This window comes from Phormidium sp. FACHB-592 (genome assembly GCF_014695795.1).
Lineage (GTDB): Bacteria > Cyanobacteriota > Cyanobacteriia > Leptolyngbyales > Leptolyngbyaceae > Stenomitos.
Genome location: NZ_JACJOZ010000049.1, coordinates 43,010 through 68,853, shown reverse-complemented (window position 1 = coordinate 68,853; position 25,844 = coordinate 43,010). Strand labels below are relative to the sequence as shown.

19 protein-coding genes are annotated in these 25,844 nt (G+C 49.8%); 6 read left to right on the top strand and 13 right to left on the bottom strand.

What is annotated here, in order from left to right; translation table 11 throughout:
• Positions 1–830 precede the first annotated feature (830 nt).
• The 8 genes from H6F86_RS13855 to H6F86_RS13820 all read right to left on the bottom strand — a co-directional run bounded on the left by H6F86_RS13855 (position 831) and on the right by H6F86_RS13820 (position 12,409).
• Positions 831–1,847, bottom strand: a complete 1,017-nt coding sequence (locus H6F86_RS13855; RefSeq protein WP_190449198.1) for a PleD family two-component system response regulator — start codon at positions 1,845–1,847, stop codon at positions 831–833.
• Positions 1,841–6,241 carry a response regulator gene (locus H6F86_RS13850; RefSeq protein ID WP_190449197.1) on the bottom strand — a complete coding sequence of 1,467 codons (4,401 nt, stop codon included), beginning with the start codon at positions 6,239–6,241 and terminating at the stop codon, positions 1,841–1,843. Before H6F86_RS13850 ends, H6F86_RS13855 begins: the two co-directional genes overlap by 7 nt.
• A 430-nt stretch (positions 6,242–6,671) precedes the next feature.
• A complete protein-coding gene (locus tag H6F86_RS13845; RefSeq protein WP_199305274.1) occupies positions 6,672–6,902 on the bottom strand; it encodes a carboxymuconolactone decarboxylase family protein in 231 nt (76 codons plus the stop codon).
• Entirely contained in the window at positions 6,886–7,272 is a 387-nt protein-coding gene (locus H6F86_RS13840) for a cupin domain-containing protein (RefSeq protein WP_190449195.1), read from the bottom strand. The genes H6F86_RS13845 and H6F86_RS13840 overlap by 17 nt, the downstream gene beginning before the upstream one ends.
• Entirely contained in the window at positions 7,257–7,547 is a 291-nt protein-coding gene (locus tag H6F86_RS13835; protein ID WP_199305273.1) for an aldo/keto reductase, read from the bottom strand. The genes H6F86_RS13840 and H6F86_RS13835 overlap by 16 nt, the downstream gene beginning before the upstream one ends.
• Before the next feature lie 555 nt (positions 7,548–8,102).
• A complete protein-coding gene (locus H6F86_RS13830; RefSeq protein WP_190449194.1) occupies positions 8,103–8,462 on the bottom strand; it encodes a hypothetical protein in 360 nt (119 codons plus the stop codon).
• 336 nt (positions 8,463–8,798) lie between these two features.
• On the bottom strand, positions 8,799–10,112 hold the full coding sequence (locus tag H6F86_RS13825; RefSeq protein WP_199305272.1) for an acetamidase/formamidase family protein: 1,314 nt from the start codon (positions 10,110–10,112) through the stop codon (positions 8,799–8,801).
• 302 nt (positions 10,113–10,414) lie between these two features.
• Positions 10,415–12,409: an amylo-alpha-1,6-glucosidase gene (locus H6F86_RS13820; RefSeq protein WP_190449193.1), complete on the bottom strand. Its 1,995-nt coding sequence runs from the start codon at positions 12,407–12,409 to the stop codon at positions 10,415–10,417.
• Positions 12,410–12,576: 167 nt separating this feature from the next.
• Here H6F86_RS13820 and H6F86_RS13815 point away from each other — a divergent pair, with 167 nt between their 5' ends.
• Both H6F86_RS13815 and H6F86_RS13810 read left to right on the top strand, forming a co-directional pair.
• Positions 12,577–12,972, top strand: coding sequence for a hypothetical protein (locus H6F86_RS13815; RefSeq protein ID WP_190449192.1), 396 nt, complete (start codon positions 12,577–12,579; stop codon positions 12,970–12,972).
• 179 nt (positions 12,973–13,151) lie between these two features.
• Positions 13,152–14,354 carry an argininosuccinate synthase gene (locus H6F86_RS13810; protein ID WP_190449201.1) on the top strand — a complete coding sequence of 401 codons (1,203 nt, stop codon included), beginning with the start codon at positions 13,152–13,154 and terminating at the stop codon, positions 14,352–14,354.
• Positions 14,355–14,358: 4 nt separating this feature from the next.
• Here H6F86_RS13810 and H6F86_RS13805 read toward each other — a convergent pair whose 3' ends face one another.
• Positions 14,359–17,502, bottom strand: coding sequence for an ATP-binding protein (locus H6F86_RS13805; protein ID WP_190449191.1), 3,144 nt, complete (start codon positions 17,500–17,502; stop codon positions 14,359–14,361).
• 714 nt (positions 17,503–18,216) lie between these two features.
• Here H6F86_RS13805 and H6F86_RS13800 point away from each other — a divergent pair.
• The 3 genes from H6F86_RS13800 (at position 18,217) to H6F86_RS13790 (ending at position 20,837) form a co-directional block, all read left to right on the top strand.
• Positions 18,217–18,939, top strand: coding sequence for a response regulator transcription factor (locus H6F86_RS13800; RefSeq protein ID WP_190449190.1), 723 nt, complete (start codon positions 18,217–18,219; stop codon positions 18,937–18,939).
• 734 nt (positions 18,940–19,673) lie between these two features.
• Positions 19,674–19,868 (top strand): DUF2795 domain-containing protein, encoded by a 195-nt coding sequence (locus H6F86_RS13795; protein ID WP_190449189.1) that lies wholly within the window; start codon positions 19,674–19,676, stop codon positions 19,866–19,868.
• Positions 19,869–20,036: 168 nt separating this feature from the next.
• Complete coding sequence (locus tag H6F86_RS13790; protein ID WP_190449188.1) at positions 20,037–20,837, top strand: SDR family NAD(P)-dependent oxidoreductase; 801 nt, start codon at positions 20,037–20,039, stop codon at positions 20,835–20,837.
• A gap of 226 nt (positions 20,838–21,063) precedes the next feature.
• Here H6F86_RS13790 and galE read toward each other — a convergent pair whose 3' ends face one another.
• Together galE and H6F86_RS13780 are read right to left on the bottom strand one after the other, a co-directional pair.
• Entirely contained in the window at positions 21,064–22,086 is a 1,023-nt protein-coding gene (gene galE, locus H6F86_RS13785; RefSeq protein WP_190449187.1) for a UDP-glucose 4-epimerase GalE, read from the bottom strand.
• Positions 22,087–22,300: 214 nt separating this feature from the next.
• The gene (locus H6F86_RS13780) at positions 22,301–23,395 is read right to left on the bottom strand and encodes a Gfo/Idh/MocA family oxidoreductase (protein WP_190449186.1); all 1,095 of its coding nucleotides are present in this window, start codon (positions 23,393–23,395) and stop codon (positions 22,301–22,303) included.
• Between the two features lie 527 nt (positions 23,396–23,922).
• On the opposite strand from H6F86_RS13780, the gene rpsU reads away from it, so the two are divergent.
• Positions 23,923–24,102, top strand: a complete 180-nt coding sequence (gene rpsU / locus H6F86_RS13775; RefSeq protein WP_190449185.1) for a 30S ribosomal protein S21 — start codon at positions 23,923–23,925, stop codon at positions 24,100–24,102.
• 292 nt (positions 24,103–24,394) lie between these two features.
• On the opposite strand, the gene H6F86_RS13770 is transcribed toward rpsU, so the two are convergent.
• Positions 24,395–24,757 carry a hypothetical protein gene (locus H6F86_RS13770; protein ID WP_190449184.1) on the bottom strand — a complete coding sequence of 121 codons (363 nt, stop codon included), beginning with the start codon at positions 24,755–24,757 and terminating at the stop codon, positions 24,395–24,397.
• Between the two features lie 378 nt (positions 24,758–25,135).
• A complete protein-coding gene (locus H6F86_RS13765; RefSeq protein WP_190449183.1) occupies positions 25,136–25,825 on the bottom strand; it encodes a response regulator transcription factor in 690 nt (229 codons plus the stop codon).
• Positions 25,826–25,844 lie beyond the last annotated feature (19 nt).

Genomic DNA, 25,844 nt, shown 5'->3' with positions numbered 1-25,844 from the left:
CGGCAAGGCAAACGAGAGCGCGCTGAGCGCCAGAAGATAACGAAATGGCATGGTTCAGTCCTGTGGCTTTGTCTCTTTAAGTTTTATGGGTCCTAGAGAAACTACGCTGGGGTAGCGTGCTGCTACGGAAGCAGTCGATCAATTTCTTCGCGGCTCCATAGAAGGAACATTGAGAACTCAGTCGGTCTTCAAAGTGTCTCTCTTAGGTCACTCTGGAAAATTGGTAGTCCTAAACAAGTAAGGATGCCTTGTAGTCGTGAACAAAGTACCACACCGCACCAATATGATTTTCTAACTAGCTTCATATTGAAATGGTATAAGGATGAGATAGCGCTGACCCTGCTCCACAACAATTTGCGCTGTGCCCATGGTTAGTTTTTCAGCCGCAACAAAGGTGCCAACCACTGCAATGTGGGTCGGGGTTGAGGTTATGCGTGCGGTTGGTTGGCGCTGACTAGGTAGCCACCACCCGTATTTGTTGGTTACAAGGCTTGCACAGTAACCGTTCTGTTCGATAGCACCAGCGCGAGTGTGGCGAGGAGACTCAGGGAGAGGATTTGCTTTGCATGGTTTTTGCCTGGGTTGCTGAAGGGGTTTATATTACCGTCTTTGGGGCTTACAGACATCCTTAACCGCCAAGCTAAATTGACAGTGGAAGTAAGCTAGAAATTGAGGTCTGGTTGGCTGAGAACTTTCTTAGGAAGCGTGATTCTAGCTGGGGAGCCTTAAGTTTGGGCAGGCAGCAAATCCATCTGTATAGATTCAGCAACAAACGTCCATCATCTAAAGCATGAAGCCATCGGTTTCCTATTCCTAAAAAGACGAATGGATTAACTATTAAGAGGCTCCATGAATGAACTGAAACTGGCACTGCTCTGCACACAGTAGCGATCGCGTCCTTCATCTTTAGCGCGGTAAAGTGCTGCATCGGATGCCGTGAAGAAAAGTTCAGAATTAAATTGTGGACGAGGAACCATCGTTGCCACCCCCAAACTTAAGGTGACATGCTCTGCGATGTTTGAACTGCTGTGAGCAATGTTTAAGGCTCTAATGTTGGTGCAAATTGCCTCGGCGATAATAGCAGCACCGACCTCATCCGTATTGGGTAGAATGACTGCAAATTCTTCGCCTCCATAACGGGCAGCGAGATCACTAGAACGTTTCACACTGCTACTAATGGCTTTTGCCACCGACATTAAGCAACGATCGCCTGCTTGATGTCCATAGGTATCGTTATAGTGCTTGAAGAAATCCACATCACATAGAATGAGCGAGAGCGGCTGTTTCTCTCTTGCCATGCGTCGCCATTCTTGAGCAAAGTGTTCATCAAAGCAACGTCGATTTGCCAGACCTGTTAAGCTGTCTGTGTTTGCTAAGCGTTGTAAGGCAAGATTCGCTTCTTGTAATTGCTGCTGTAGCAACGCTTGTTGCTGTTGCAGTTGCGCTTGGGCAATGAGGCGGCGAACCCGTTGGTTGAGAACCGCCCAGTGAATCGGTTTGGTGACATAATCTACGGCACCGGACTCAAACGCTCGCTCGACCGATTCTTCGGACTCTAATGCTGTAATCATTAAGACCGGAGCTGGATAAACCTGCTCAGTCGTCGGCAGGGTCTGTAGTTTTGTACAACAAGTAAAGCCATCCATCACAGGCATTAAGGCATCTAACAATACCAGGTCTGGGCTTAGTTGCACATAAAGGTCTAAACACTCTGCTCCATTCGTTGCTTCGGCAACTTGATAGCCCAGTTGCTTCATGGCACGCTTGAGCTGAAGCCGCATCAGTGGCTCATCATCGACAATTAGCACCAGCGGCATAGCCATTTCAGAATGATTGGTTTCTAGCATTGATATTGTTGACGCTCTACAACTAACGCTGCCTGCACTCGGTCAGACTCGACTTCGATTTTGGCAAGATACGTTTCTGCCTCTGCTGGAATTTGTGCGTTGGTCAAGTGTTCTAATGCTTGACAAAGTTGAGAAAGCAAGCTTGCTCCAATAGAAGCACTGGAGGCTTTGAGCGTGTGAGCAGCACGGTGCAGGGTTGCCGCATCTTCTTGAACTAGCGCCACTCGCATTGCCTGCAACTGTTTTGGAGTATGGTCGCAGTAACAATCAATCACCTCTAGCACAAATTCGGCTGCATCAGCCCCTGCCATTTCTTGTAAGTCTTGCAGCGCCTTTGGGTTGAGAACTGAGGACAAAACCTCTACTGTTGTTTCGTGTTTTTGAGCGTTTGAGGATTGGCGATCGATCGATCGACACTGACTCAAGGCTTGCACCAATTCAGCGCCGCGGATTGGTTTGGGGATGTAATCATCCATGCCAGCTTCTAGACACAGTTGGCGATCGCCCTGCATGGCGTTTGCAGTCATGGCAATAATGCGAGGACGCAGGTGAGCGGGGAGGCGATCGCAGATATAACGAGTTGCGGTTAAGCCATCCATTTCGGGCATTTGCACATCCATCAGTACGACATCATAGGGCTGACGCTGTAAGGCATCCAGTACTTCTAGCCCGTTGCTTGCCACATCAGCTCGGTAGCCCATTTGCTGCAAAAACATCAACGCGAGCTTTTGGTTTACCGGGTGATCTTCAGCCAGAAGAATGTTCAAGGGCAAACGGTCTGCTAATCGCTCAATGTAAACGGTTGAATGATGAATGGGTTTACGACCGACTGGCTGGCCACCAACAATATTGGTCAGCACATTGTAAAGCTGCGATTGCTTCACGGGTTTGTGCAGATAAGCCACAAACTTAGACTGAATTAGTTCAGGCAGATCTCTTCCAAAGGGTGTGAGCGCGATCAATGCTGGTTTCTGACCGCTACATTGCTCACTAATGGTTGTCAGCAGCGTTTGGCTTTCGGCATCAGGCATCAGAGCATCTAGAATCACAAAGTCAAAACACACTCCTTGAGCGAGCCAACTGAGTGCGGTTTGGCTAGAGCCAGTTGCTTGCACCACCATTCCCCAAGACTGCGCTTGCTGCACCAGGAGTTGTTGATTGGTCTCATTATCTTCAACGACGAGCAGCCGCTTGCCCACCAGTTGAGGCTGCGGATCAGCAAAACTGTCTGAAGCGCCCACGACCGACTGAGCGACGATCGTAAACGAAAAGGTTGAACCCACTCCAACCTGGCTCTCGACCTGGATGCTGCCGCCCATCATTTCACTCAAGCGCTTACTGATGGCTAACCCCAGCCCTGTACCCCCATATTGGCGAGTGGTGGAGGCATCTACCTGGCTGAAGGACTTAAACAGGCGGTGCAGTCGATCGTTAGGAATGCCAATCCCGGTGTCCTTGATCGCAAATTGCAATTCATACTCAGACGGAGTGGCTTGAGTATCCGCCGTTTGCCGTTGCTCAGCGTCGACTGAAACGGTCACTTCTCCGACTTGGGTAAACTTGATGGCATTGCTGAGCAGATTTAGCAGAATTTGACTGAGGCGGGCAGCATCACCGACGATCGTCGTTGGCACCGATGGGTCAACAAGATAAGCTAACTCCACTCCTTTGTCGGCTACCTGGGTACTCAATAGATCGAGCGATCGTTCCACACAAGCCCGCAAGTTAAAGGGCTGTTGTTCTAAACTAAGTTTGCCAGACTCAATCTTGGAGAAGTCTAGGATGTCGTTAATGAGTGCGAGCAGGGCTTCTCCACTGCTGCGAATGGTTTGAGCAAAATCGTGCTGCTGAGAAGACAGAGGCGTGTTGAACAGCAGACTGGTCATGCCAATCACCCCATTGAGCGGTGTGCGGATTTCGTGACTCATCATTGCCAGAAATTCACTTTTCGCTTGAGTGGCTTTGTCAGCCTCTCGCTTGGCTTGCTCCAGGGCAAAGTTTTTCAGCGTCAACTCTTCTCGCTGTTGCGTTTCCTGGTCTAGTAGCTGTGCCTGCGCCAAGGCAATGCCCATTTGGGCGGCAACAGACTCTAGAAGCTCAATTTCAGCGTCAGTCCATTGGCGGAAGCGATCGCACTGGTGTAGCCCAATCACCCCATTCGTTTCTCCCTGGTAGGAAGTTCGCACTGCCAGCATCGATTTGAGTTGAATCTGGTGACAAATCGGTACGGCTGCCTCAAGCAATGGATCGGCAAAGACGTTGGCAGAGGCGATCGCGCTATCTTGAGCGATCAAGCGTTGAGCATGGGCATTACCAGCAATCGGAATGTTGATTCCCATTACGGATGAACATTCAGGGGTTAAATATTCAGCAACTAAAGGCTTTTTGGGCACTGGAGCAGCAATGTAAGTGTGAATCAGGCAACGGTTGACACCAAACGCTTTACCAATTTGAATCGCAGCTGTTTGGAAGATTTGCTCAGTATCTAAACTCTGACGAATCTCATTCGTAATATGCTTGAGCAGTGCTGCCCGCTCTAGCTGACGCTGCAACGCCTTGGTCGCTTGTTGACGCTCTAGTTCTCCCCCTACCCATTGCGTCATCAGTTTTAAAATCTGCTGATCGACAGGTTTGAAGGGTTGTTGAGCTGGTTTATGGCTGCAAAAACACAGCACTCCATATAGCTCACCTGATAACTTAATCTTCATACCGATATAGCTTTCCATACCAAAGGCAGCATAGCCTGGATGTTGGCACCACTCCGATTGAGTAGCGTTTTCAATGCAGACCGGATCATCAGATTTCAGTGTTTCCAGGCAGTAGGTCTGCTGAGTATTAAAGACATCGCCTGCTTTAGCAGATTGATCAGGAGTTTGGACACTTATAACTTCGTAGCGATCGCCTTGAGTATGAGCGAGAAAGCCGAAATCGAGATTGAAATGCTGACATCCCATTGCCAATAAGCGCTGGAACCGCTCCTCAAAACTCAGCTCATAGGCAGCGGTAATCTCATAAAGTGCCCGAATCGCAGCTTCGCTCTCTTGCAACTCGACCTCACTTTGCTTGCGATTCGTAATATCATGCATCACGACAACTGCGCCTAGCTTGTGCCCTTGAGAGTCTAAAATCGCTTGTCCACTTCCCAGTAACATCCGGGCTTGCCCTTGCTGAGGCACAATTTTCATCTCGACATCTTGAACAGACCCTTCCTGCCAAGCTCGAAATAGCGGAATCTCTTCCATCCTCATCAGGGTCTTGCCGTCCCCATGATAGAGGTTGTAGTGCTGTGCCCATTGCTCAGCCGGAAGCGGTTGTTCAGGTAAGCCATGCCACTCGCGGGTCGCTCGATTAAACAGGGTCAGGGTGCCTGCCGCATCACACGCCACGATGCCAGCTTCAATCGTATTAAGTATGACCTGCAAAAATTCCTGTTCTTGTTGCAGGGTTGATTCAACGCGCTGGCGGTCACGCATCTCCTGTTCTAGTGCTGAGTTAGTCGCGATCGCGTGACGGGTTGTTTGTCTTGCCCGGTTTGCCAGATGTACCGCCAAGGCGAGCAGCCAAGACAGCGTCAAACTACCTACCAAGGTGATCGTGGGTAGGGGCGATCGCATCTGGTTAAACAGAGCCGCCGTGGGCGAGACCCGAATGCGCCAGTTCAAACCATGCAATTCAACCCTGCTCTCCTTCTGCCACTGCTTGTGATGCAGGGGATGGGAGCCGTGTCGAGTATAAATTTGCTCTGCTCCATCAAAAATGGCAACTTCATAGCCATTCGTATCCTTATCTGACAGAATGCTATCAATCAGTGCCTGAGTTCGGTAGGTGGCAACGATAAAACCATCAAATCGCTGCTTGGTAAAAATAGGAATATAGACTTGAAATCCCTTTCCCCCTTGCACCAGATCAATAGCATGGCTGACGGTGACCCTGCGCTGTTGATAAGCCACATCAAGTGCGGTTTTGCGTCGTTGCTCAAAGTCCAACTCAAGGTTCAGCGCTGCTTCATTTCCTCGTAGCGGTACAAGCCAGCGGACGTGGTGAGACGGATCAACCCAAGCGATCGCCTGATAGCTCTTAAAGTCCCTGACATTGAGTAAGGCATTAAACTCCCACTCCTCCTGAGACGGTTTGCCCTGGTATTTCCACTGCTCAGCGATGCGAGCCACCGCCTGAATTTGTGGCTGAATCTTTTCTGTAATTTCTAGCTCTAAATTTCCTGCCTCAACAGCTAAAGCTTGCTGAATCTGAGCCTGTTCTTGCTGCACTAAACCATGCCAGAGCCATACGCTGGCAGTGGATGTACTTACTCCTACTATGAGTGGCAGAGTACGAAGTAGCGGGACGGCTCTCTTTTGAATTGCCAGGATTCTTGCCAGGAAGGAAATCAGCATTCGGGGGGTACCGCTTCATCTCAGACTCATTCTTCCCAAGAATCACAATTCGTTATCTTGAAAGAAGGCGTCCCCGTAGCTTTTGAACCAAAACCAATGTGAGGGACTTCAAGCAAAACAACGCATTGGTTTTGCTTCAGTACCTTTTTGTCCGTATTACAAAACTAGGCTACTTTGGGACGGTGACAGCACGCGACAACGTGCTTAAGACCGGCTGCGTCCGTAGGTTCTCATAGCTAGAGCCTGTATGCTAATGTCGCACTGATGCGGAAGGCAACGGACGAGCCTCAACAAGAGATTGAGAACGGTAATGAGTGGCTTTGTTTCTGACTTCGATTAAGCTGAGAAACCTTGCAACATTCTCGAACCAGCCTTGGACAAGTGTTTACTGTTCGCGCCTTTTCTAGCGGTCTGCACCTTCGCTCAGGTATCATTTCTGCTCGAAGACTTCCTTGGCTACGGAAATCGCGGTCACCGCGTTTGACCAGCCCACGTAAAATGCCAAGTGGGTAATAGTCTCAATCAACTCCTCTTGCGTGACACCGTTTTCGCGCGCCCTGACGAAATGAGAATGGAGCTGTTGCGGTCTGTTCATAGCAATGTGCGCGGATACCGTTACCAGGCTACGATCGCGCTTTGATAGCTCAGGACGTCCAGACATCGCCAAAGAGCACGTTGTCGGTTAGCTCGACTAACTTGAGGGCAATATCGCCGATCACTCTTTGGTCTGCTGTCGGTTGTGCTCTTTGAGCTGCTGTTGGCTGCACACTGCTCATGGCACGTGCTGATGGATTCGCCCCCACTGCACGGACTGACGCACTGTACCGCGCGTGTTCCATCCAGTCCACAGCCTTGCCATTGAGTGCTTCCTGAATGGCAATGTGCGTCATTAGCGTATTTGGCGAGACTCCGTGCCAGTGCTTTATATCCGGTGGGATGCGGACGACATCTCCCTGCCGAATCTCCTTGATCGATCCGCCCCACTGCTGTACGCGACCTGTGCCCGCTGTGACGATTAGGATCTGCCCCAAGGGATGGGTGTGCCATGCCGAGCGAGCACCGGACTCAAACGTGGTTCAACCTCATGCGGACCGTAAGCCTCGGCTGCGTCGTAAAAGGTGACGCCCCGATCAAAGGCTGTCCGAATGAGGTTGAACATCTCCGACCGGGTGGGGATAGCCTGTTGATAGGTACGGCTCATGTTTTGAACGCCAAGTCCGATAGCAGAGACTTCCAGGGTGCTGAGTCTGCGGCGATCGCTCACCACCGGTTGTGTTATCTGAGCACTAACACTAGTACAAGCCAATAGTTCCCACTGTACTTGTAGTTAGCAGATGAGGTGATTTTGATGAACTCGGAATTCATGCCGCTCTTAGAACTGAGGAGAAGGCTATAGACCGGGACACCCGCTTTCACTGGGTTTGCAGCCAGATCTTTCAGACCAAGCGTGGTCAATTGGCTAAGACCCGCTTCGGTTTTCTGCTGAGCGACGATGGCACTTCTACCTGATAGCAGCTTAGATCAAGTGGCTCGATAGCAAGCCGTGCTTCTGACCCAAAGACTTGCTGGAAAAGGGTTTCAAACTACAAGTCAACCCTTTGGGATTCGTCTTAAAGCGAGATTTAGCTTGAGACCAAAGTGTGGATGGCAAGGGCGCGATTTAACGTGCGATAACTTGTTTGCGTTACGCTCTGACTGATAGGTGACTGTATTAGCAGTCTTCAAAGCGTTTGAACATTGTTTTGTAGCAAATCTGTCCTGTTAATGGTTCGGTTAACTACACTGATCAACTGTCTTACCCAAAGATTACTTGGAAGGGGCTGAAGGAGACAACGTTCTCAAAGCCCCTTATGAATCTCGTTTAGTTGCGGGGTTGCAAACAGTTACCTTGTTGCATTGAAAGGTTTCCTGCTGCGCGCTGCTTTTTCGCAAGATTGTTCATCTGGTGAACCTGTTGAACACGATCGCGCCCACGGACGCGCCCACCTTTATTCGAGCGGCTTGGCTTCGCGTTTGATGCACCGAATGACTGAGAGCCAAATTGTGGTTGCACATTTGAGCTTTGCATTTGGCATGGTAAATAGCGCCCTTGCTCCATTTGTTGCCCATCTAGCTGCGGCTGGTTGTATGGCTGTGTATTGCCTTGCTCGATTTGTTGCCCTGTACTCTGCGGTGTCTGCTGTTGCTGTGGTTTTCCTTTTGCTATGGCAGTTGTTGACATACCGATAAGACAAAGAAGTGTTAGACCTAGGTAAAGTGTGCGTTGCATAATGCCCTCTTCAGTTTGCTTCTTGCCTTGCTACCAGGTCTTGCAGCCGTATAAGCCGTCAACAGATACAGTGTGATCAAACGGTAGCCAGTCGCAATTAATACCAAGTATGCCCATAAGGCTAGCGACTCCTATCCATTTAAACCACACTGGCTGATCCTGTTTTGAACTAAAGCAAATGAGAACGTTATCAAGTCTTTGGGGCTGAAAAGGCTTGAGGGTCTGAATGAGTACTTGTTCGCTACAGGTGTAAGACAGCACGACTCCTAGTGCGTTAACTCTAGGGGACTAAGTCGGCACAAACAGGTTTTTGGGCACAGCAGCATGGCAACCCTGGCGGATGTCTACAACCTGCGTCACCCCAAAGTCAACGCCAACGGAAATCATGGAGTACGCTTCATCGGCACTCATCTTGCGTTTGGTTGTGAGAAAGTCCAGCATTTGGTCAGCGGCTTGACGCATTGCTTTGTTTAAATCCTGGTTGAAGCCGTGGGTAATCCAATGGGAATCGGTTTCTAGGATGGGATTGGTGATGGGGAAATCTTTGAGCACGAAGATTTGGATGTAGGAGTTCATGGAAGCTTCGATCGCCGTTCCCGCTAATTCCGCATCACCCTGTGCCATATGGCTATCACCCACAAAGAAGTTCGCGCCTTTGTTGAAGACGGGGTAATACATCGTTGCACCTGCCCCAATGCGCCAATTGTCGATATTGCCACCAAAGGGACCGGGTGGAATGCTGTTGATGCGTCCACTTTCCTGGGGTGCTACGCCCATAACACCAAAGTGGGGACGCAGCGGAATCGACACCTTCATCTTGATTTTTTCCCGTGCTGCCGCGTCGGGAGGCGTGATGAAACCAGGCGTGTCGTACTTGGGTCGCCCTTTGAAGTCGTAAGCAAAGGCAGGATATGCCAGCGCGGCTTCCATATCAATTTTGTAAATGGTGATGCGCTCTTTTTTGAACGTATCGTACAGATAGCCCCAGTTTGCTGCAATGTTGCTGCCGTAAGGCAGTCGCGGTTCGGTCTTAAGAATCCGTACCATGAGAGTATCGCCGGGTTCTGCACCGTTGACTGCGATCGGTCCCGTCATGATATGCACACCAGGACCACGATCGGTCACTTTGTCGTAAACCGCCTTCACACCTGCATCCATCAGCAAATCGGGAGCATCGCCCGCATGGTGTGTCAGCGCTTCAATATACACAATGTCACCCGGATTCACTGTGAGAACGGGCGGTTGCGTTTTGTCAAAGTAGCCCCAAAAGCACGTCTCTGGTGTTGCTTTCAGGACGTGAATGTTTTTGGCATCCCGAATCATATCGGCAGCCATGAGAGTTTCGTTTTTTGCCTCGGCTTTGTCACCCCGCAAAAAGCTGACTGCAAAGTTCGACCCTAGTGCAGCAGCGGCTCCAGCAGACGCCAAAAACGCCCGTCGGGATTGCTGCGAAAGATAGGTGGGATGTTTCTTTAAGAATTCTGCTTCTGTCGCATCAGCAAGTGATTTTTTATCCTCAGTGTCGCTAATGACATTAGGGTCGTGGTGATGTTCGCTATGCCCATGATTGTTGTGATCGTGTTCGTGATGATGCTGTGCCATTGATTGTCTGCCCTAAGCCATTTTGCGGTGACAGGCAAAATCCTAATGATTGCTCAGACGCTCAATTGTGTAATTTGTCACATCGTTACGTTACTTAACAGAAATTTGACGGCTAGAACCTACGTTAGTGTTACTTGACCGATCGCGCCACAATGGTGGATTCCGCTAACAGTTTGATGGAAATTAAAATTTAGGCAATCAATGGAATGTTGAGCAACGGTTTCCACTGAGCGAAGAACAATACTATCGCCAGCCGTTTCAAGCTTTGAGAAGCCAGGCTCAACTTACAGCCTACCCCTGCTCTAGCTTCTACTTTCTACTTCTGTCGCCAACCATGCCCGTAGCACTTCGGCGATCGTCCATGCCTGAGCAATACAGCCTTGGGGCTTCATAGGTGCGTCGCCATCAAAAATTTCACTCAAGCTACCAATGCCGTGGACAGAGAACTGATTTGTCATTGGTTCTAGAAAGGCGCGGGCTTTCGCTGGTTCGCCATAAACCCGCAAATGTGCCAGAACAAAGGAACCCATCAACCAGCCCCAAACCGTACCCTGGTGATAGGCTCCGTCGCGCTGAAGCTGATCACCCCCATAGGTGCCCTGATACTGCGGATGATTGGGATCGAGCGATCGCAGCCCGTGCGAAGTCAGCAGTGTGCGTCCACAAATATCCACAACACCCTTCTGCTGCACGATCGTCAACGGGCTTTCGGGTAGCGAGACAGCAAAAAGCTGGTTGGGACGGAGGGATGCATCATCTCCATCAGGACCATCAAGGACATCGTAACAATACCCTAGTTCGGGATGCCAGAAGCGCGAAAAGCGTGCCAGCACTCGATCTGCCATTGCTTCATATTCTTGGTGGGGTTTGCCGACGATGCGGGCAAGTTTGGCGATCGTCCGTAGCGCGTTGTACCACAAAGCATTGACTTCAATCGGCTTGCCAATACGGGGCGTTACCACCCAATCATCCACTTTGGCATCCATCCAGGTAAGCTGCATCCCTGTTTCACCGGCATAGAGTAACCCATCGGCAGAATCAAGATGGATATTGTAGCGAGTGCCGCGACAGTGCCAATCCACAATGTCTGCTAGCACAGGAAAGAGTTCTTGCACCAGATCTTCATCTTCGGTGACGCCATAGTAGGCGCGGACGGCTTCAAAAAACCAGAGCGTTGCGTCTACGGTGTTATATTCGGGCTGCTCGCCAGCATCGGGGAAGCGGTTGGGAATCATACCCTGATTCACATGACGGGCATAGGTTCGCAGGATGGAACGGGCAACGTCGGGGCGACCCGTTGCAAGGGTGAGTCCAGGCAGGCTGATCATCGTGTCGCGTCCCCAATCGCTGAACCAGGGGTAGCCTGCAATGATGGTTTTGCCGTGCGGTTCTTCCGGGGTCGATCGCTGCACAATAAATTGATCGGCAGCTAGCACTAAGCGGTTGGCGAAGGCGGGAATATCTTTGGTGTCAACGGGTCGGTTACTGTGCCATAGCCCCAATAGCTTTTGCTCGTAAGCACGACGCACTTTGAGTGCTGTTTCGCCATCTCGCTCCGGTTTGCGCTCGGTGCTGGCAATAAGTGTGAGTGTTTCGCCCGGTTGTAGAGTCGCTTGAAAGGTGGCTGCATGGAGATGGTCGTCGCGATCGTTCAAACCTCGATCGCGCTCAGCTGACAGGTCAAAACCGTAGTACCAATCATGAGCAGCCGTTACTTCCGCTTGATCGCTGGTGAGATAAAGCTGTGTTGCCTCTGGATACGCAGACACATAGACTCCGTTTTCGGCTGGTACGATCGTCATCCGCCAGCCATTACCCTGTGTGTTGCTGTGATAGTCGCGATAGTTCACCATCGCTTTTAGGGTCAGGGTCAACGGTTGGGTCGAGCGCACCAGTTGATAATGCACATAGGTTGTATTTGCGCCGGGGTGCATCCAGATCCGCTTTTGCAGCAGCGCATCGGCACAGGCATAGTGCCAGGTAGGAATGCTCACATCTAGTACAAACTGCTCAAGATGGCGATAACCGTGGGGACCAATAGTGCCATCTGCCCATTGATTGGTATGCAACGGATAAAAGCGATCGCCGTACAGCGCTGTATCATCTAGCTTTGCTAGCATCAGCGTCCGTCCTAGCGGTGGCTTCAGAGCAGCAACCAGTAGCCCATGATAGCGTCGGGTCAACAGCCCGGCGATCGTTCCTGACGCATAGCCGCCCGTGCCGTTTGTGACAAGCCACTCCCGCATTGCTGCCTGGTCGAGGTCACCACAAACTTCGCGCCCGAACTTAATCCCCATGAAAACGCCTCTTCGTTCAAGTCTCCATCGCCCATTCTGCCTTATGCATTCCCCTTTGCGGGGCTGTAGAAAAGTTTAAGTCCCAGCGTGGCAGCGATCAACATGAACGTTTAATACGGCTGAGTAAAGGGTACAGTAGGGCTTATTCAAGTTTGAGAGCCTTAGACATGACGAGAATCCCTTTGAGAGAGTATTTCGTTCTGGCTGGTTTAGCATTTGCGTTAGCCTTCTGCATACATTTTCTTCAGGCAACGCCAGCCCTTTCTGCAATTGAACTAGCTGCACCTGTGACCGCAACCGTGGCTGCGCCTGAACTGCCCCGTCAGCCAGAAGCGCTCGTCAAGCTTGGTCCTGAAGCGATCGCCACCGCACCTCAGGCACCTCAGTTAGTCCCAGCGATTCTGGGCGGCAAACCTGTCCACGTGCTGTACAACACTCGCGGTGATGTTATTCTTGTGCGCTGCTACCCCACCTATCAACCATCTCTAACGGTGAAGCCGATGGGCGGACAGCCAAACCAGAAGGAAGGAACACTGACTTGTAAGGCGAATGAGACGATGTAAGGAAGGCAAAAGGCTGAAGGCTAAAGGTTAAAGGCTGAAGGCTAAATTTACGCAAAACTCAAAATGCTCTCTGGTGCTTAACCCATTTCTGTCTCCATGTTCTGTACCCGTTCTGACATGAATCGGTCACAATTCACTGCATAATGATTGCTCAGTTCTTTTATCCAACCGAGGCAGTCATGGGTCGCGCCAAAAAAGTTGTACTGGCATACTCAGGCGGAGTTGATACTTCCGTCTGCATTCCCTACCTGATGCACGAATGGGGAGTCGAAGAAGTTATTACGCTCGCGGCTGACTTGGGGCAGGGCGATGAGCTAGAACCCGTCCGTGAGAAGGCACTGAAGTCTGGTGCCAGCGTTTCTTTGGTCGTTGATGCGACCGAAAATTTTGTGAAAGATTATGCGTTTCCTGCCATTCAGGCAAATGCGCTGTACGAAAATCAGTATCCACTTTCGACGGCACTGGCGCGACCGCTCATTGCGAAGTTGCTAGTCGATGCGGCAGCAGAATATGGTGCTGATGCCGTCGCGCACGGTTGTACTGGGAAGGGGAATGACCAAGTGCGCTTTGATGTGGCGATCGCTGCCCTCAACCCAGACATTAAAGTGCTGACTCCGGCACGGGAATGGGGCATGAGCCGTGAACAGACGATCGCCTATGGTGAACGCTTTGGCGTTGAATCACCAGTGAAAAAATCGTCGCCTTACAGTATTGATAAAAACTTGCTGGGTCGTGCGATCGAAGCTGGACCGCTCGAAGATCCCTGGACGGAGCCGCCAGAGGACGTTTATACGATGACAGCAGCGCTCGCTAATGCTCCCGATCAGCCTGAGTATGTCGAAATTGGTTTTGAGCAAGGCTTTCCCGTTAGTTTAAATGGCAAACCTGTTGATCCAGTGGCGCTTGTGACCCAGCTTAACGAGATTGTCGGTGCCCACAGCGTCGGGCGCATTGACATGATCGAAAACCGTCTGGTCGGCATCAAGTCGCGGGAAGTGTACGAAACACCGGCACTAACGGTCTTGATACAGGCGCATCGGGATTTAGAAAGCCTTACTTTGACTCCTGACCTGATCCATTACAAGCGTGGCATCGAAGATACCTACTCCAAGCTGGTTTACAACGGTTTGTGGTATAGTCCGCTGCGCGACTCGCTGGATGCTTTCGTCAAGAAGAGCCAGGAACGAGTGACGGGCGTTGTACGAGTCAAGCTATTTAAGGGGCACTCGATTGTCGTTGGGCGCAAATCCACCTACTCCATCTACAGCCCTGGCTTGGCAACCTACGGCGCAGAAGATACGTTTGATCATCGAGCGGCTGAGGGCTTTATCTATGTGTGGGGCTTGCCAACTCGTGTCTGGTCGCAGACAGGAAGACGATAGGTAATTAGCAGTCAGGCTCAATGTAACGGGGCAGTTGCACTTGAAACGTTGAGCCGACGCCAAGTTCACTTTCAACAGTAATGGTGCCGTTCATTTTACGAACGATGAGGTCAGAGATGGCTAACCCTAGCCCAGTACCAGAGAACTTTTTGGCAAGCGTTTGATCGATCTGGTGAAACGCTTCAAAAATCTTGTCTAGATGCGCTTCAGGGATGCCAACGCCTGTATCTTGCACAGTGATAACGATCGCGTCTGCACCTGCTTCGTTAACGGTGACGCGCACGCTACCCGCTTCGGTAAATTTGATGGCGTTAGAGATTAAGTTCACTAACACCTGCCGTAAGCGGTTGCTATCAGTCGTTACTAGCGGGTTTTGGAGGTCTAGCTGTACGTCTAGCATCAATCGTTTTTGGTCAACGAGCGATCGCAGTTCTTCGACCGTTGCGGTTACTAACTGTTTCAAATTAACGACTTCTAGCGCTAGCTCCAACCGCCCTGCTTCAATTTTAGACAGATCTAAAATGTCGTTAATGAGCGCTAGCAAATTTCTACCGTTGCTAAGAATACGATCGATCATGTCTCGCTGCTGGGGTACGAGGTGCTGACGCAGCAGCAGTTGAGAGAAGCCGATTACCGCATTCATTGGAGTTCGCAGCTCATGCGACATGGTTGCGACAAACTGCGATTTGAGCTTGGCAGTTTCTTGCAAGCGTACATTTTGGGATTGAATGTGCTGGCGCTGTTTCTCTAGCTCCTGGTTTTGTTCGCCCAGAATGCGGTTTTGGACTTCTAAGCGGTCTTCTCGCTCTTCCAGTGCATTAATGAGTTGGGCATTCGTGAGGGCGATCGCGGCTTGTTCGCCAAACGCCCCTAGCAGATGTAGATTATCCATGTTAAATGCCGCAGAATGAGTCCAGTTGCCGATCGCCAATACGCCTAACCTACCTGCTCGTGCAGACTCGATCGCGACAATGCAAAGAGAGCGCGGCAGCGGGGGCAAGGCAGCCGGAGCGATCACAACGGGAGCATCATCAGTGCCCTGCATCTCTGGGTCGTCTGCTGCTTGAATGAGGCGTGAACCACCCGTGAGAAAGATCTCGCCCAGCAGCCCTTCACCTGGCGCAAACGCTTCCTCAAGCTGGAAGCGATCGGTCGCTGTTCCAGTAGAAGCGGTCAGTTCCAGCAGTCCAGTGTAGGGATTTTGCAGCACGATCAAGCCAAAGGCTGCGTTGGGAATCGCATCACAGATTGCATCAACCATGACCTGCAAGAGTTCAGGTAGATTGGTTAAGCGCTGGTTGAGCAGATCAGTCAACTGTTGGAGGGTTCGCAGTTGCTGCTGGTGCTGACCCAGAATAATGAGTGCATCCCGCAGGTTTTGCTCTGCTTCCTGAGTGGATTGGTAAAGCTGTGCATTGTCGATCGCCAACACTGCTCGCTGCGCCAGATCGGCTGCCAGTTGGCGATCAGTATCGGTATAGCTGCGCCCAGACGAGCGAGACAGGCACAATGTTAAGGCACCGAGCTTACGGTCATGCACAATCAGGGGTAAGGTCATCAACGAGCCGATATCGAGGGCGCGCAGAAACTCAAGATGCTCCTCATTGTCGGCGATCGACTCAAGCCATGCATCCGTCACCTCTGGCAGAAACACGGTCTGCCCAGTGCTCAAACTCTGTACAACTGGGTGCTGCTTCTGTTTAGTTGTAGGCGTGTGGCAGTGGGCGCGCTGCATCCACCCTTGCTTGTCGGGGTCTACGTGCTGCCAGGTCAAAAGCTCAAACGTGTCTTGCCCGGTCAGGATGTCAAAAAAGCAGCAATCTGCCAACACAGGCACGGCGAGCTGAGCAATGTTATGCAGAATAGTTTGATAATCAAGCGAAGCCCCCAGTACCGAGCTAGCATCTGCTAGAAAGCGCTGCATTGCTTCTGCCTGCTTGAGTGCGGTGATGTCTAAAAAAGCACCCACGCAGCCTCTCGGCTGATTCTGCTCGTCAAAGAGAGGTGTTGTATAGCTGATAGCATGGATAACCCTGCCATCATCTCTAAGAATGTCAACCTCAGCATCCAGCACTGAACGTCCTGAAGTAGCAGCGGCTTGCATCGGAAGGGCATCTGCCGTGAGCTCTTGCCCCTGACGCAGCAGTCTATAAGGGGGATCGCCGTCTGCCTGAACGGTCAAAGAAGCGTTTGCATCAGGGGCAATGCCCAGCATCTCAGCATAGGTAGGGTTGACGCGAATCGTTTGGCATTCTGAATCTTCTGCAATTGCAATGCCGATCGGGATCACGTCAAAAAGGGTTTGCAGTTCCGCTACACGCCGCTCCAAATCGCGGTTTAGCTTGACGACCTCATCTTCTGCCTGCTTTCGAGCCGTAATATCGCTCACAATGCCCGACATCCGAAAGAGTGTATTCTGCCCATCGAATTGGGCTTTGCCCCGTGACGTGCAATAGCGGTAGTCACCAGAAGCGTGTCGCAGCCGAAACTCAACATCAAACACCGTACCGTGCTTCAGATGAGCTGTGAGTGCCTTTAAGACACGTACCTGGTCATCAGGATGAATAAGGTGATAAAACGCATCATAGGCAGTGCTCATCTCCTCGCGTGGAATACCAACAATTTCGAGGAGGCGATCGTTACAAAAAACTTCGTTGCGGCAGATATACCAGTCCCAAATGCCATCATGTGAACCTTCTACCACCAGTCGATAGCGTTCTTCACTGATGCGTAGCTGTTGCATTGCTTCTGCCGCTTGCAGTTCGGCTCGATGAATGCGTACGGCATTAGACAAGCTACGCACTAAAGCTTCAGGTACTAGCCTACTTTTCGACAAGTAATCAGCCGCACCTGCCTTCATCAACTCAACTGCAATCTGATCATCCCCCTGCTCAGTGAGAACGACGAGCGGCACTGTGAGACTTAACTGCTGCATTTGTTGTAGTAGCCACAGCCCATTACCATCTGGCAGGTTGTAGTCTAGCAGCACTGCATCAAACGCTTGTTCTTGCAGAAGCGCGATCGCGCTTCGACAGGTTTCAGTTTCAGTTATCTCTACTACTGCTTTTGCATAGGTAAACGCTTGACGCACTGCTAGTCGCGCCGTAGCGTTACCGTCCACTAACAGAATTCTCAAGGGTTCTTGCATCACTCGTAACCAACCACTAGATCTCAGGAAGCAGCTGCAATCCTGCTTTTACTCCTAATTGCTAGTCCTCCGCTTAAAGGCGCTAATCCTTAAGTACGATTTATGCACTTAGCTACACCTGTTAGTACATTCATCATTAAAGAATGTTCCGCTTTTGTCCTCAATCTATCGACAGGTTAACAGCGCTTTTCAAGGCGTAGCTAGGCTTAGGCAGATCGAAGGTCGTCATCCTTAAGGTATGAAGCATGGGGATCGTGTCCCACTTGCCAGCCTCAAAGGGTAACTACAGACGTAGCTTTAAGCCTGGCTGCAAAGCTCTTTACAGCAGTAACTCTGACTTCAGATAGATGTATCAGTATTATCTGCCTGCAATTCTCTAAACAGCTAAAAAACAACCCTGATAAACTAATGGTGCGGCTTAAGCGACCAGAGCAGTATAGGAACGCTACGCTGCACGGCAGTCAGCGATGGCCTTTCGATAGTGGGTGCAATAATTGAACAGAATGCTTGCTTTTGCGTGCTTTTTGAGCAGTTAGCCATTTGCTTTTGCGTCGCTATTCTATATGGTGAAATGCCAGGACAACTAGCTAAGATTGGTATATCAGAGCGGGCTTGTTGTCTGCAAGCAAATGATCTACAAACCAACCATTTAGGATTATGATGCAGTCACTAATCCCTTACCCCGCTATTTTTTGGAATTGAGGCAACTGAAGTATGGAAAACATTCGGATCACCCTCATCGAAGATCATGATCTGACACGAGTTGGTATGCGTACAGCGCTACAGCAGCGGGGGTTTAATGTCATTGGCGAAGCAGCGAATGCAACAGACGGGCTAAAACTTTTAGAATCAACTGCGCCTGATGTCGCGATCGTGGATATTGGCTTGCCTGACATGGATGGGATTGAGCTGACCCGTCGCTTTAAGCAAACGCAGACAGATTCTGAAGGCGCGGCGATCACAGAAACCAAAGTCCTAATTTTAACTTTGCAGGATAATGAAGAGGTTGTTTTGGCAGCGTTTGGGGCTGGAGCAGACTCTTACTGTATGAAAGACGTGAGTCTGGATAGTCTTGCCGAAGCGCTGCGAGTAACTCATGGTGGCAACTCGTGGATTGATCCCGCGATCGCTCGTGTTGTTCTTCATCAGGCGGGTCAAAATGCGCCCAATGGTGAATCGCCGGAAGCAAAAACGGTGGCGATTAATGCCGCTGCCCCAGAGTATAACCAGATCATTGAGGCTTATCCACTAACCGAGCGCGAACTCGAAGTACTGCAATTGATTGTGGATGGATGCAGCAATGCCTCGATCGCTGAAAAGCTCTACATTACTGTCGGCACTGTCAAAACCCACGTCCGCAACATTCTCAACAAGCTTTGTGCAGACGATCGCACGCAAGCAGCAGTACGGGCACTGCGATCAGGCTTAGTGGGGTAAGACTAAAGGCTGAAGGCTAAAAGGATAAAGGCTGAACAACAGTCAATTATGCTGATTGATCCCCCTCAATTTCCCTTGTAAAGAGGGAAGTTACAGGGGGATCTCGCTTTTTAGCGTATAAACAATTAGTGAGCCAGGTAAACAGCACGATCGCTTCCCTAAGGAGATTTCTGAGAAAGTACCGCTTGTAGGGGGCGGGTTTTGCCAGAATCCTTGCTAGTAGGCGATCACGTTGGTATCAAACCTGCCCCCTACGGGTATTTTGTTTGCTAGAAACCTCCTAAGCACTCAGACACCCAGTAGAACGAATTGTTTAGCTAGCAATCGCTTTATCTGGCTAAAAAATTCTTTTTCGATTGCTTTACGCATGACTAAAGCATTACTAGCAATCAAAACGTCAATTAGTTACAAGGGCAAGCTGCAAAATCCTCCCTAAGACGAAGGGAAGGTGTTGTGAAGCGCCTTAGAGTTGAATTGAGATTTGTTAAGCGATGCCTTGTGAAATGCTCTTGAAATCGCTATCAGATCTCCCATAGCAATAAGAGCTTGCACGAAACTTTAATGTTTACGATCCCCCATACGTTTGTGGCAAAACAGCCAAGTCTGTTTGTCTAAACGATTTCTAAAATTGTCTCTGCTAGGACGATACAACTAGAGAATTAGCCACTCTATTGCTGTGAAAAGCGATCGCCCCAATTTAATCCGAAAGTTGAAACAGTCATAGGAGAAAAGCAATGTCTAAAGTTAATCCTATTCAGTTGCAGAAGCATCTTAAGGGAATGGATTATCCTGCTAGCAAGCAAGATTTACTTGATCATGCCAAAAAAGAAGGTGCTGACGAAAACATCCTCTCAACCTTAGAGCAATTAGCTGATGAAGAGTTTGAAACTCCAGCAGATGTTAGTAAAGCTGTTGGCAATATTGAGTAAAGCTATCTCTATGCTGCATTGATCTAGGCATTGATCTAGCATCTTTCAGTTTTGTGCTTTATTACCTGCAAGGCTTTATTTATTGGCAATTCTACGCTGAAACAGATTGCTTTAAAGGCATCGCAATCATATCAACAATGATCCAGGGATCTAGGAGTTTAATTAATCATGAATAGCACATCAACCCGACCGCTAGCAGTTGTAACAGGTGCCTCTAGTGGCATTGGTTATGAACTTGCCAAACAGTTTGCTAAAAACGGTTTTGACCTTGTGGTCACAGCAACCGGATCTAGTATCAATGAGGCGGCTCAAGCATTTGAGACGTTAGGCGCTCATGTGAAACCTGTACAAGCTGATCTGGCGACCTACGAGGGGGTTGAAACCCTTTACAATCAGGTTCAGGCGACTGGGCGACCTGTAGAGGCAATCGCGATTAACGCTGGAGTGGGTGTTGGCGGCAAATTTATCGAAACTGACCTGCAAGAAGAGTTGAACCTCATCAACCTGAATGTGGTATCAACGGTGCATCTGGCGAAGCGAGTTGTGAAGGATATGGTCGATCGCGGTAATGGCAAGGTTCTTTTTACATCGTCGATCGCAGCGCTGATGCCGGGACCATTTGAAGCCGTATATGCTGCTTCTAAGGCCTTTACGCACTGGTTTGCTGAAGGACTCCGCAATGAACTAAAAGACACAGGTGTTACCGTCACGTCGCTGATGCCGGGACCAACGGATACCAACTTCTTCCACCGGGCAGACATGGATGAAACTAGAGTTGGTGCAGGTAAGAAAGATGATCCGGCTGTCGTTGCGAGACAAGGGTTTGAAGCATTGATGCAAGGCAAGGATAGCCTCGTTGCAGGTTCGCTAAAGACTCAAGTTCAGGGCAATATCAGTAAAGTTTTGCCAGATACCGCTAATGCCGAACTGCATCGCCAATTGACTGAACCAGGCGCAGCGAATAAGTAAGTCTACGTAAGGTGCGCTTCAAGTAAGTCGAAGCTATAGCCTTACAGCTAGGAGCGTTTATACGCTATGTGGTTAGTGCTCTAGTTTGTGTCTGTAAGCGCTGCTAGCGATCGATAAGGGTGTTTTTTATAAAATGCCCTTACCGATCGCTCTTTTATGAAGATTGCTTTAGGTAGAGCGGGTCATACCTCCTACCTGGGGGCTTTGCCCCCAGATTTTCTTCTCTCTAAAACTTAGAGCTACCGACTGGAGCCGGATGACGTTTTTGATGCCAGCTCCAAGCATGAGAAAGCAACGTGTGTAGATCAGCGTATTGCGGATTCCACCCCAGAATGCTACGAGCACGATCGGCGCTACCAACCAGTGCTGGCGGATCGCCTGGACGACGATCGTGTTCGATCGCTTTGATTTCTCGTCCAGTTACCTGACGCGCTGTCTCGATCACTTCGCGTACCGAAAAGCCATTGCCATTACCCAGGTTAAAGATAGTGGTATCACCACCATCTAGTAGGTATGACAGCCCCAGTACATGAGCCTGTGCCAGATCAGTGACATGGATATAGTCACGGACGCAGGTGCCATCAGGAGTAGGGTAATCGGTGCCAAAAATGGCGATCGAATCGCGTAGCCCCAGCGCTGTCTGCAAAACCAATGGAATCAGATGCGTTTCAGGATTATGGTCTTCGCCTAAGCGTCCCTCCGGATCAGCACCGGCTGCATTGAAGTAGCGAAAGCTAACCGATTTGAAGTCATAGGCATGAGAAAAATCAGCAAGCACCCGCTCTACCATGAGCTTAGTTGCACCATAGGGATTGATCGGATTTTGAGGATGGTGTTCAGGTATGGGAATGATCTCCGGTACACCGTAGGTTGCACAGGTCGAGGAAAAGACAAAGTGCTTTACTGAGGCTGCTAGCATCGCCTCTAACAAGGTCAAGGTGCCCACAAAATTGTTTTGGTAGTATTTTGCGGGATCAGTGACCGATTCACCAACGTAGGCATACGCCGCAAAGTGCATCACAGCGCTGACGTTATGGGTGGCAAAGAGCTTATCTAATAGGGGGCGATCGTTCGTGTCTCCCTGGATTAGCTCAACCTTTAATACTTTTTCGGCAATGTCTTGATGCCCATACACCAAGTTATCTAACACAATGACATGGTAGCCCGCCTGCTGAAGCGCCAGGACGGCATGGGAGCCAATGTAGCCTGCACCGCCAGTTACCAGGATGGTTGCTTGACTCTGTGACATATCAAATAGCCTGCTGTGTAATTTTCATTCTATCCAACCTGGTTTAGTCTAATCCAGGTTTTATAAGAACCCTGTAAAGTCCACAGTTGTTAGGCAACAGCAACATGAGGTGATGGACTAGTTTTGGCATTTGGTTTGAGTTTTCTACGAGCAGCAGTTAGCGGTCAGCGGTCAGCAGTCAGCGTTTAGCCTTGCGTCTCGTCAACTAAACCCTTTACTTCACCGTTACCCAACGCCCACTTTGATTCGACTCGTGTGCCAAATCCATGAGTCGCTGCGAATACAGTCCTTCTTGTAACGAGGGGGCGATCGCTCTGCCCTCATCGATTCCTTGCACCCAGCGATCAATAATTCGTACAAAGGGCGCAATCCGACCATCCTGAAACGTTTCGGGAAACTCCAGCCGTTTGGGAATTTCTAGCTCCTGCAATGGTTCGCCCTGCTGGCTGCCCCAGAGCTTAAAGCCGTGAACGTAGTCCTTCTGGTTACTGCTGCCCAGAACAAGCGTACCGCGATCGCCATAGACCTCTACCCAATGTCCCCGTCCTTGATAGGTGGCTGCACTCAGGCACAGTTGACAGGGCGTGCTATCTGCTAGTTCCAGCAGTATTGTGCAGACATCATCCGCATCAACGGGTTTCAGTTGACCGCTTTCGGGATCGGGGCGCTCTGGTACAGAGACGCTTAGACGAGCGCAAAGCTGTTTGACATCACCGAACAACCAGGCAATGTAATCAAAGGCATGAGAGCCGATCGCGCCCAGCGCACCTCCGCCCTGATCCTTTTGTGCATACCAGTTCCAGGGGCGGGAGGCATCAGCACGGCTTGACACTAACCAATCTACTTTAATTAACCGTGGCTTGCCGACGTAGCCTTCTGCCAGCAGTTCTGCCAGCCGCAGCCAGGTAGGAATGCAACGAAACTCAAAATTAAGGTTGGCGACCGCGCCATTTGCCGCTGCCAATTGCTGCAACTCCAGTGCTTCTCTAGCGGATAACGTTGTTGGTTTTTCGAGTAACAGGTGTTTACCTGCCTTCAGGACAATTTTTGCCTGTTCGTAGTGCAGAAAGGGTGGTGTAGAGAGGCTTACACCTTGTACTGAAGGAAGTGCCACAATCGCTTCGATCGTCTCGCAGGCAGATGGAATCTGGTACTGCTGGGCGATCGCTTCTGCTTTCGCTTGATCGCGGTGATAGACCGCTACAATTTGCGTCCGAGGATGCGCCTGAAAGCCTGGAATATGTACTTTTTGCCCAAAACCTGTACCGACGATCGCGATGCCAATAGTGGACTGAGTAGAAGAAACCATAGCAATTGAAAATTGAATTTTGGATAGCGGAGTTTAAAGACTCAGGGTAACAGGGAGTGGGAAGACGGGCAAAGGATGAGGGCTGAGGGCAAGACTCAAAACTTACCTCACTCCCAACGCTTCAGTCTTACAACTCAAAAGCTTCCCTGGCGCTAATTCCATGTGATGGGAAGAAATCTAGAGGCAAACACTTTGCTGCATGGTAGAGCGGCTTGTCAGGAGCATCAGCACAGTGTTGAACCGGACACACTATGTACGTTCTTTTCAGATTCATACAACAACTTAACTTTGGGATGACGCGAGCAATTTTTCGTGATAACGTATCGTTGAATTGATCTGTCTGTGACTGAAGCAGATAGCCTTTTGCTAGATGTGCCATGTCAATCTAGGATGCCACCTCTAGAGGCTCAGCTTATGGTTGAAAGGGCAATCAATGCTTGATTGGAGTTGCCATAAGGCAATGTGTTTGCTCTGCATCCGTTCGGCAGTTCGTTCACACAATCATGTTCTAGAGAGATTAAAAAGTAATGACTCAGATAGTTCTTGGTGAAAACGAAGGCATTGATTCTGCGTTACGGCGCTTTAAGCGTCAGGTCTCTAAAGCAGGAATCTTGGCTGACCTACGCTCTCATCGGCACTTTGAAACCCCAATCGAGAAGAAAAAGCGCAAAGCAATCGTGGCTCAACGCAAACGCCGCTACAGTTAAATCGCTGTTAGTTTTTCCTGCTTGCAAATCTCATTGCTGTAGAAAAGCTACATAGCTTATGGCTAAGGTCTGGGCGGCTTCAGCTTGCGATCGTCCTCTTAGTAAGGAGCGTGAGTTAAATTACCCGTCAACTTTAGTAATTTGTAAGGGCACTAGCCTCTAGCATGACAACGCTAGGCAATGTCGCATCTTGCACGAGATCATCCAGCTTTACTTTAAAGCAGTGAGAGCAGCCGATGCTCGATCGACTGCTCTCACGGTTAAGAAAACGGTTTGCTCAGCTTAAATCTGATTAACCACCAAACTTCTCTTGAACTTTCTCAATAATATTCTTCACATCTTTTTCGACCGACGGCGTTCCTGAGGCATTAGCAGGTCGTTTCATTTCATCGAGACCCGCTTTACCCTGTACCTCGTTAAGACCGCCACCTTTTGTTTTTGCTTGCGTTTCTTCTAGGTTAGGGGGGTGATCAGTGGCGATCGCATCCCGTGACTCCTGCTCGTATTCCTTAGCAGCTTGGTTGGCTTCGGGATTAGGCTCGTTTTTTGCTGGCACAGCGAAAGCCGGAGCAACAGAAGAAAACAGCATGACAGCACAGAGACAAAGCATTACAAGGAAACGTAGCGGACGTAACGCGGTTAAAACATCTTTCATAGCAGGCTCCTCCAAGCTATAGCAATTAGAAATCATCGAAACGGTTGTTGAAGTAAGCACAACAAACCCTACCCCATATACTCAGATTCATATCCCTGTTCACATCTACACGCCGATGGATTTGCGCCCTGATCTGTGTTAAGGTTTCTCTCTCTCAAGGAGGAGTAATAGCTGGTCGCAATTGTGGCTTTAGCTGCTCCAATTTTGAAGACAACTAGGCTCTCTTCTTTGCAGTAAAACAAACTATTGAACGGTCTTAGCAAGCTACCCTATAAGCCTAATAAGTAGGCATAGCAAGCTTATAGCTACTCTCTAGTGCTACCAAGCTAGTGATTTCCCTACCTTCCCAAGCTGTCCTAACAAAGAGCTAAATAACACTTATTGAATCAGCCCATGCTCTAGCGCATAGCGTACTAATTCTGTACGGCTACTGGTGCCTGTTTTGTTGAACAAACGGCTAACGTATTTTTCAACGTTGCGGACGCTAGTTTCAAGGCGACGAGCAATCTCTTTGTTCATCAGACCGTCTACCACTAGATTAAGGACGCTTTGCTCTCTAGGGGTGAAATCAATCTGGACCGTGTTTGGCAATTGAGCGATCGAGCCTCCCTTCGTTAGAAGCCGTTTGATTTCTTCAATTTCTCGAATGACGTCGTCAATATTACGCGGTTCGTCTTCTCCGGCAGCGCGTACCGCGTCACGTTTTTGCAGCAAATTGGTGACGATCGCCACCAGTTCATCGGGGTCGAACGGTTTCGATAAATACGCATCTGCACCAGCGTTGTAACCCTGAATGCGATCGGAGGTCATCCCTCTGGCAGTGAGAAACACCACTGGCAATGTTTTGAACTTAGGATCTTCGCGTAACTGTTTGAGAAACTGATAGCCATCAACCTGCGGCATCATGATATCCGTAATAACCAGATCAGGCAGTGATTGTCGCGCTAGTAGCAACCCATCCCCCGCATTGCTGGCAGCCGCAACGGTAAAGCCACTGTCCTCCAGATACGCCTGCACGGCTTCACGCAAACCTGGTTCATCATCCACTAACAAGAGTTGACCTGGCATGAAGTCCGCACGCTCCTAT

Coding starts and splice junctions, on each gene's coding strand:
- H6F86_RS13805 (WP_190449191.1), bottom strand. CDS start 17,502: ATGCAAGAACCCTTGAGAATTCTGTTAGTGGACGGTAACGCTACGGCG.
- H6F86_RS13815 (WP_190449192.1), top strand. CDS start 12,577: ATGACGAGAATCCCTTTGAGAGAGTATTTCGTTCTGGCTGGTTTAGCA.
- H6F86_RS13810 (WP_190449201.1), top strand. CDS start 13,152: ATGGGTCGCGCCAAAAAAGTTGTACTGGCATACTCAGGCGGAGTTGAT.
- H6F86_RS13830 (WP_190449194.1), bottom strand. CDS start 8,462: ATGTCAACAACTGCCATAGCAAAAGGAAAACCACAGCAACAGCAGACA.
- H6F86_RS13825 (WP_199305272.1), bottom strand. CDS start 10,112: ATGGCACAGCATCATCACGAACACGATCACAACAATCATGGGCATAGC.
- galE (WP_190449187.1), bottom strand. CDS start 22,086: ATGTCACAGAGTCAAGCAACCATCCTGGTAACTGGCGGTGCAGGCTAC.
- H6F86_RS13765 (WP_190449183.1), bottom strand. CDS start 25,825: ATGCCAGGTCAACTCTTGTTAGTGGATGATGAACCAGGTTTGCGTGAA.
- H6F86_RS13855 (WP_190449198.1), bottom strand. CDS start 1,847: ATGCTAGAAACCAATCATTCTGAAATGGCTATGCCGCTGGTGCTAATT.
- H6F86_RS13795 (WP_190449189.1), top strand. CDS start 19,674: ATGTCTAAAGTTAATCCTATTCAGTTGCAGAAGCATCTTAAGGGAATG.
- H6F86_RS13790 (WP_190449188.1), top strand. CDS start 20,037: ATGAATAGCACATCAACCCGACCGCTAGCAGTTGTAACAGGTGCCTCT.
- H6F86_RS13780 (WP_190449186.1), bottom strand. CDS start 23,395: ATGGTTTCTTCTACTCAGTCCACTATTGGCATCGCGATCGTCGGTACA.
- H6F86_RS13800 (WP_190449190.1), top strand. CDS start 18,217: ATGGAAAACATTCGGATCACCCTCATCGAAGATCATGATCTGACACGA.
- H6F86_RS13845 (WP_199305274.1), bottom strand. CDS start 6,902: ATGTCTGGACGTCCTGAGCTATCAAAGCGCGATCGTAGCCTGGTAACG.
- rpsU (WP_190449185.1), top strand. CDS start 23,923: ATGACTCAGATAGTTCTTGGTGAAAACGAAGGCATTGATTCTGCGTTA.
- H6F86_RS13770 (WP_190449184.1), bottom strand. CDS start 24,757: ATGAAAGATGTTTTAACCGCGTTACGTCCGCTACGTTTCCTTGTAATG.
- H6F86_RS13820 (WP_190449193.1), bottom strand. CDS start 12,409: ATGGGGATTAAGTTCGGGCGCGAAGTTTGTGGTGACCTCGACCAGGCA.
- H6F86_RS13850 (WP_190449197.1), bottom strand. CDS start 6,241: ATGCTGATTTCCTTCCTGGCAAGAATCCTGGCAATTCAAAAGAGAGCC.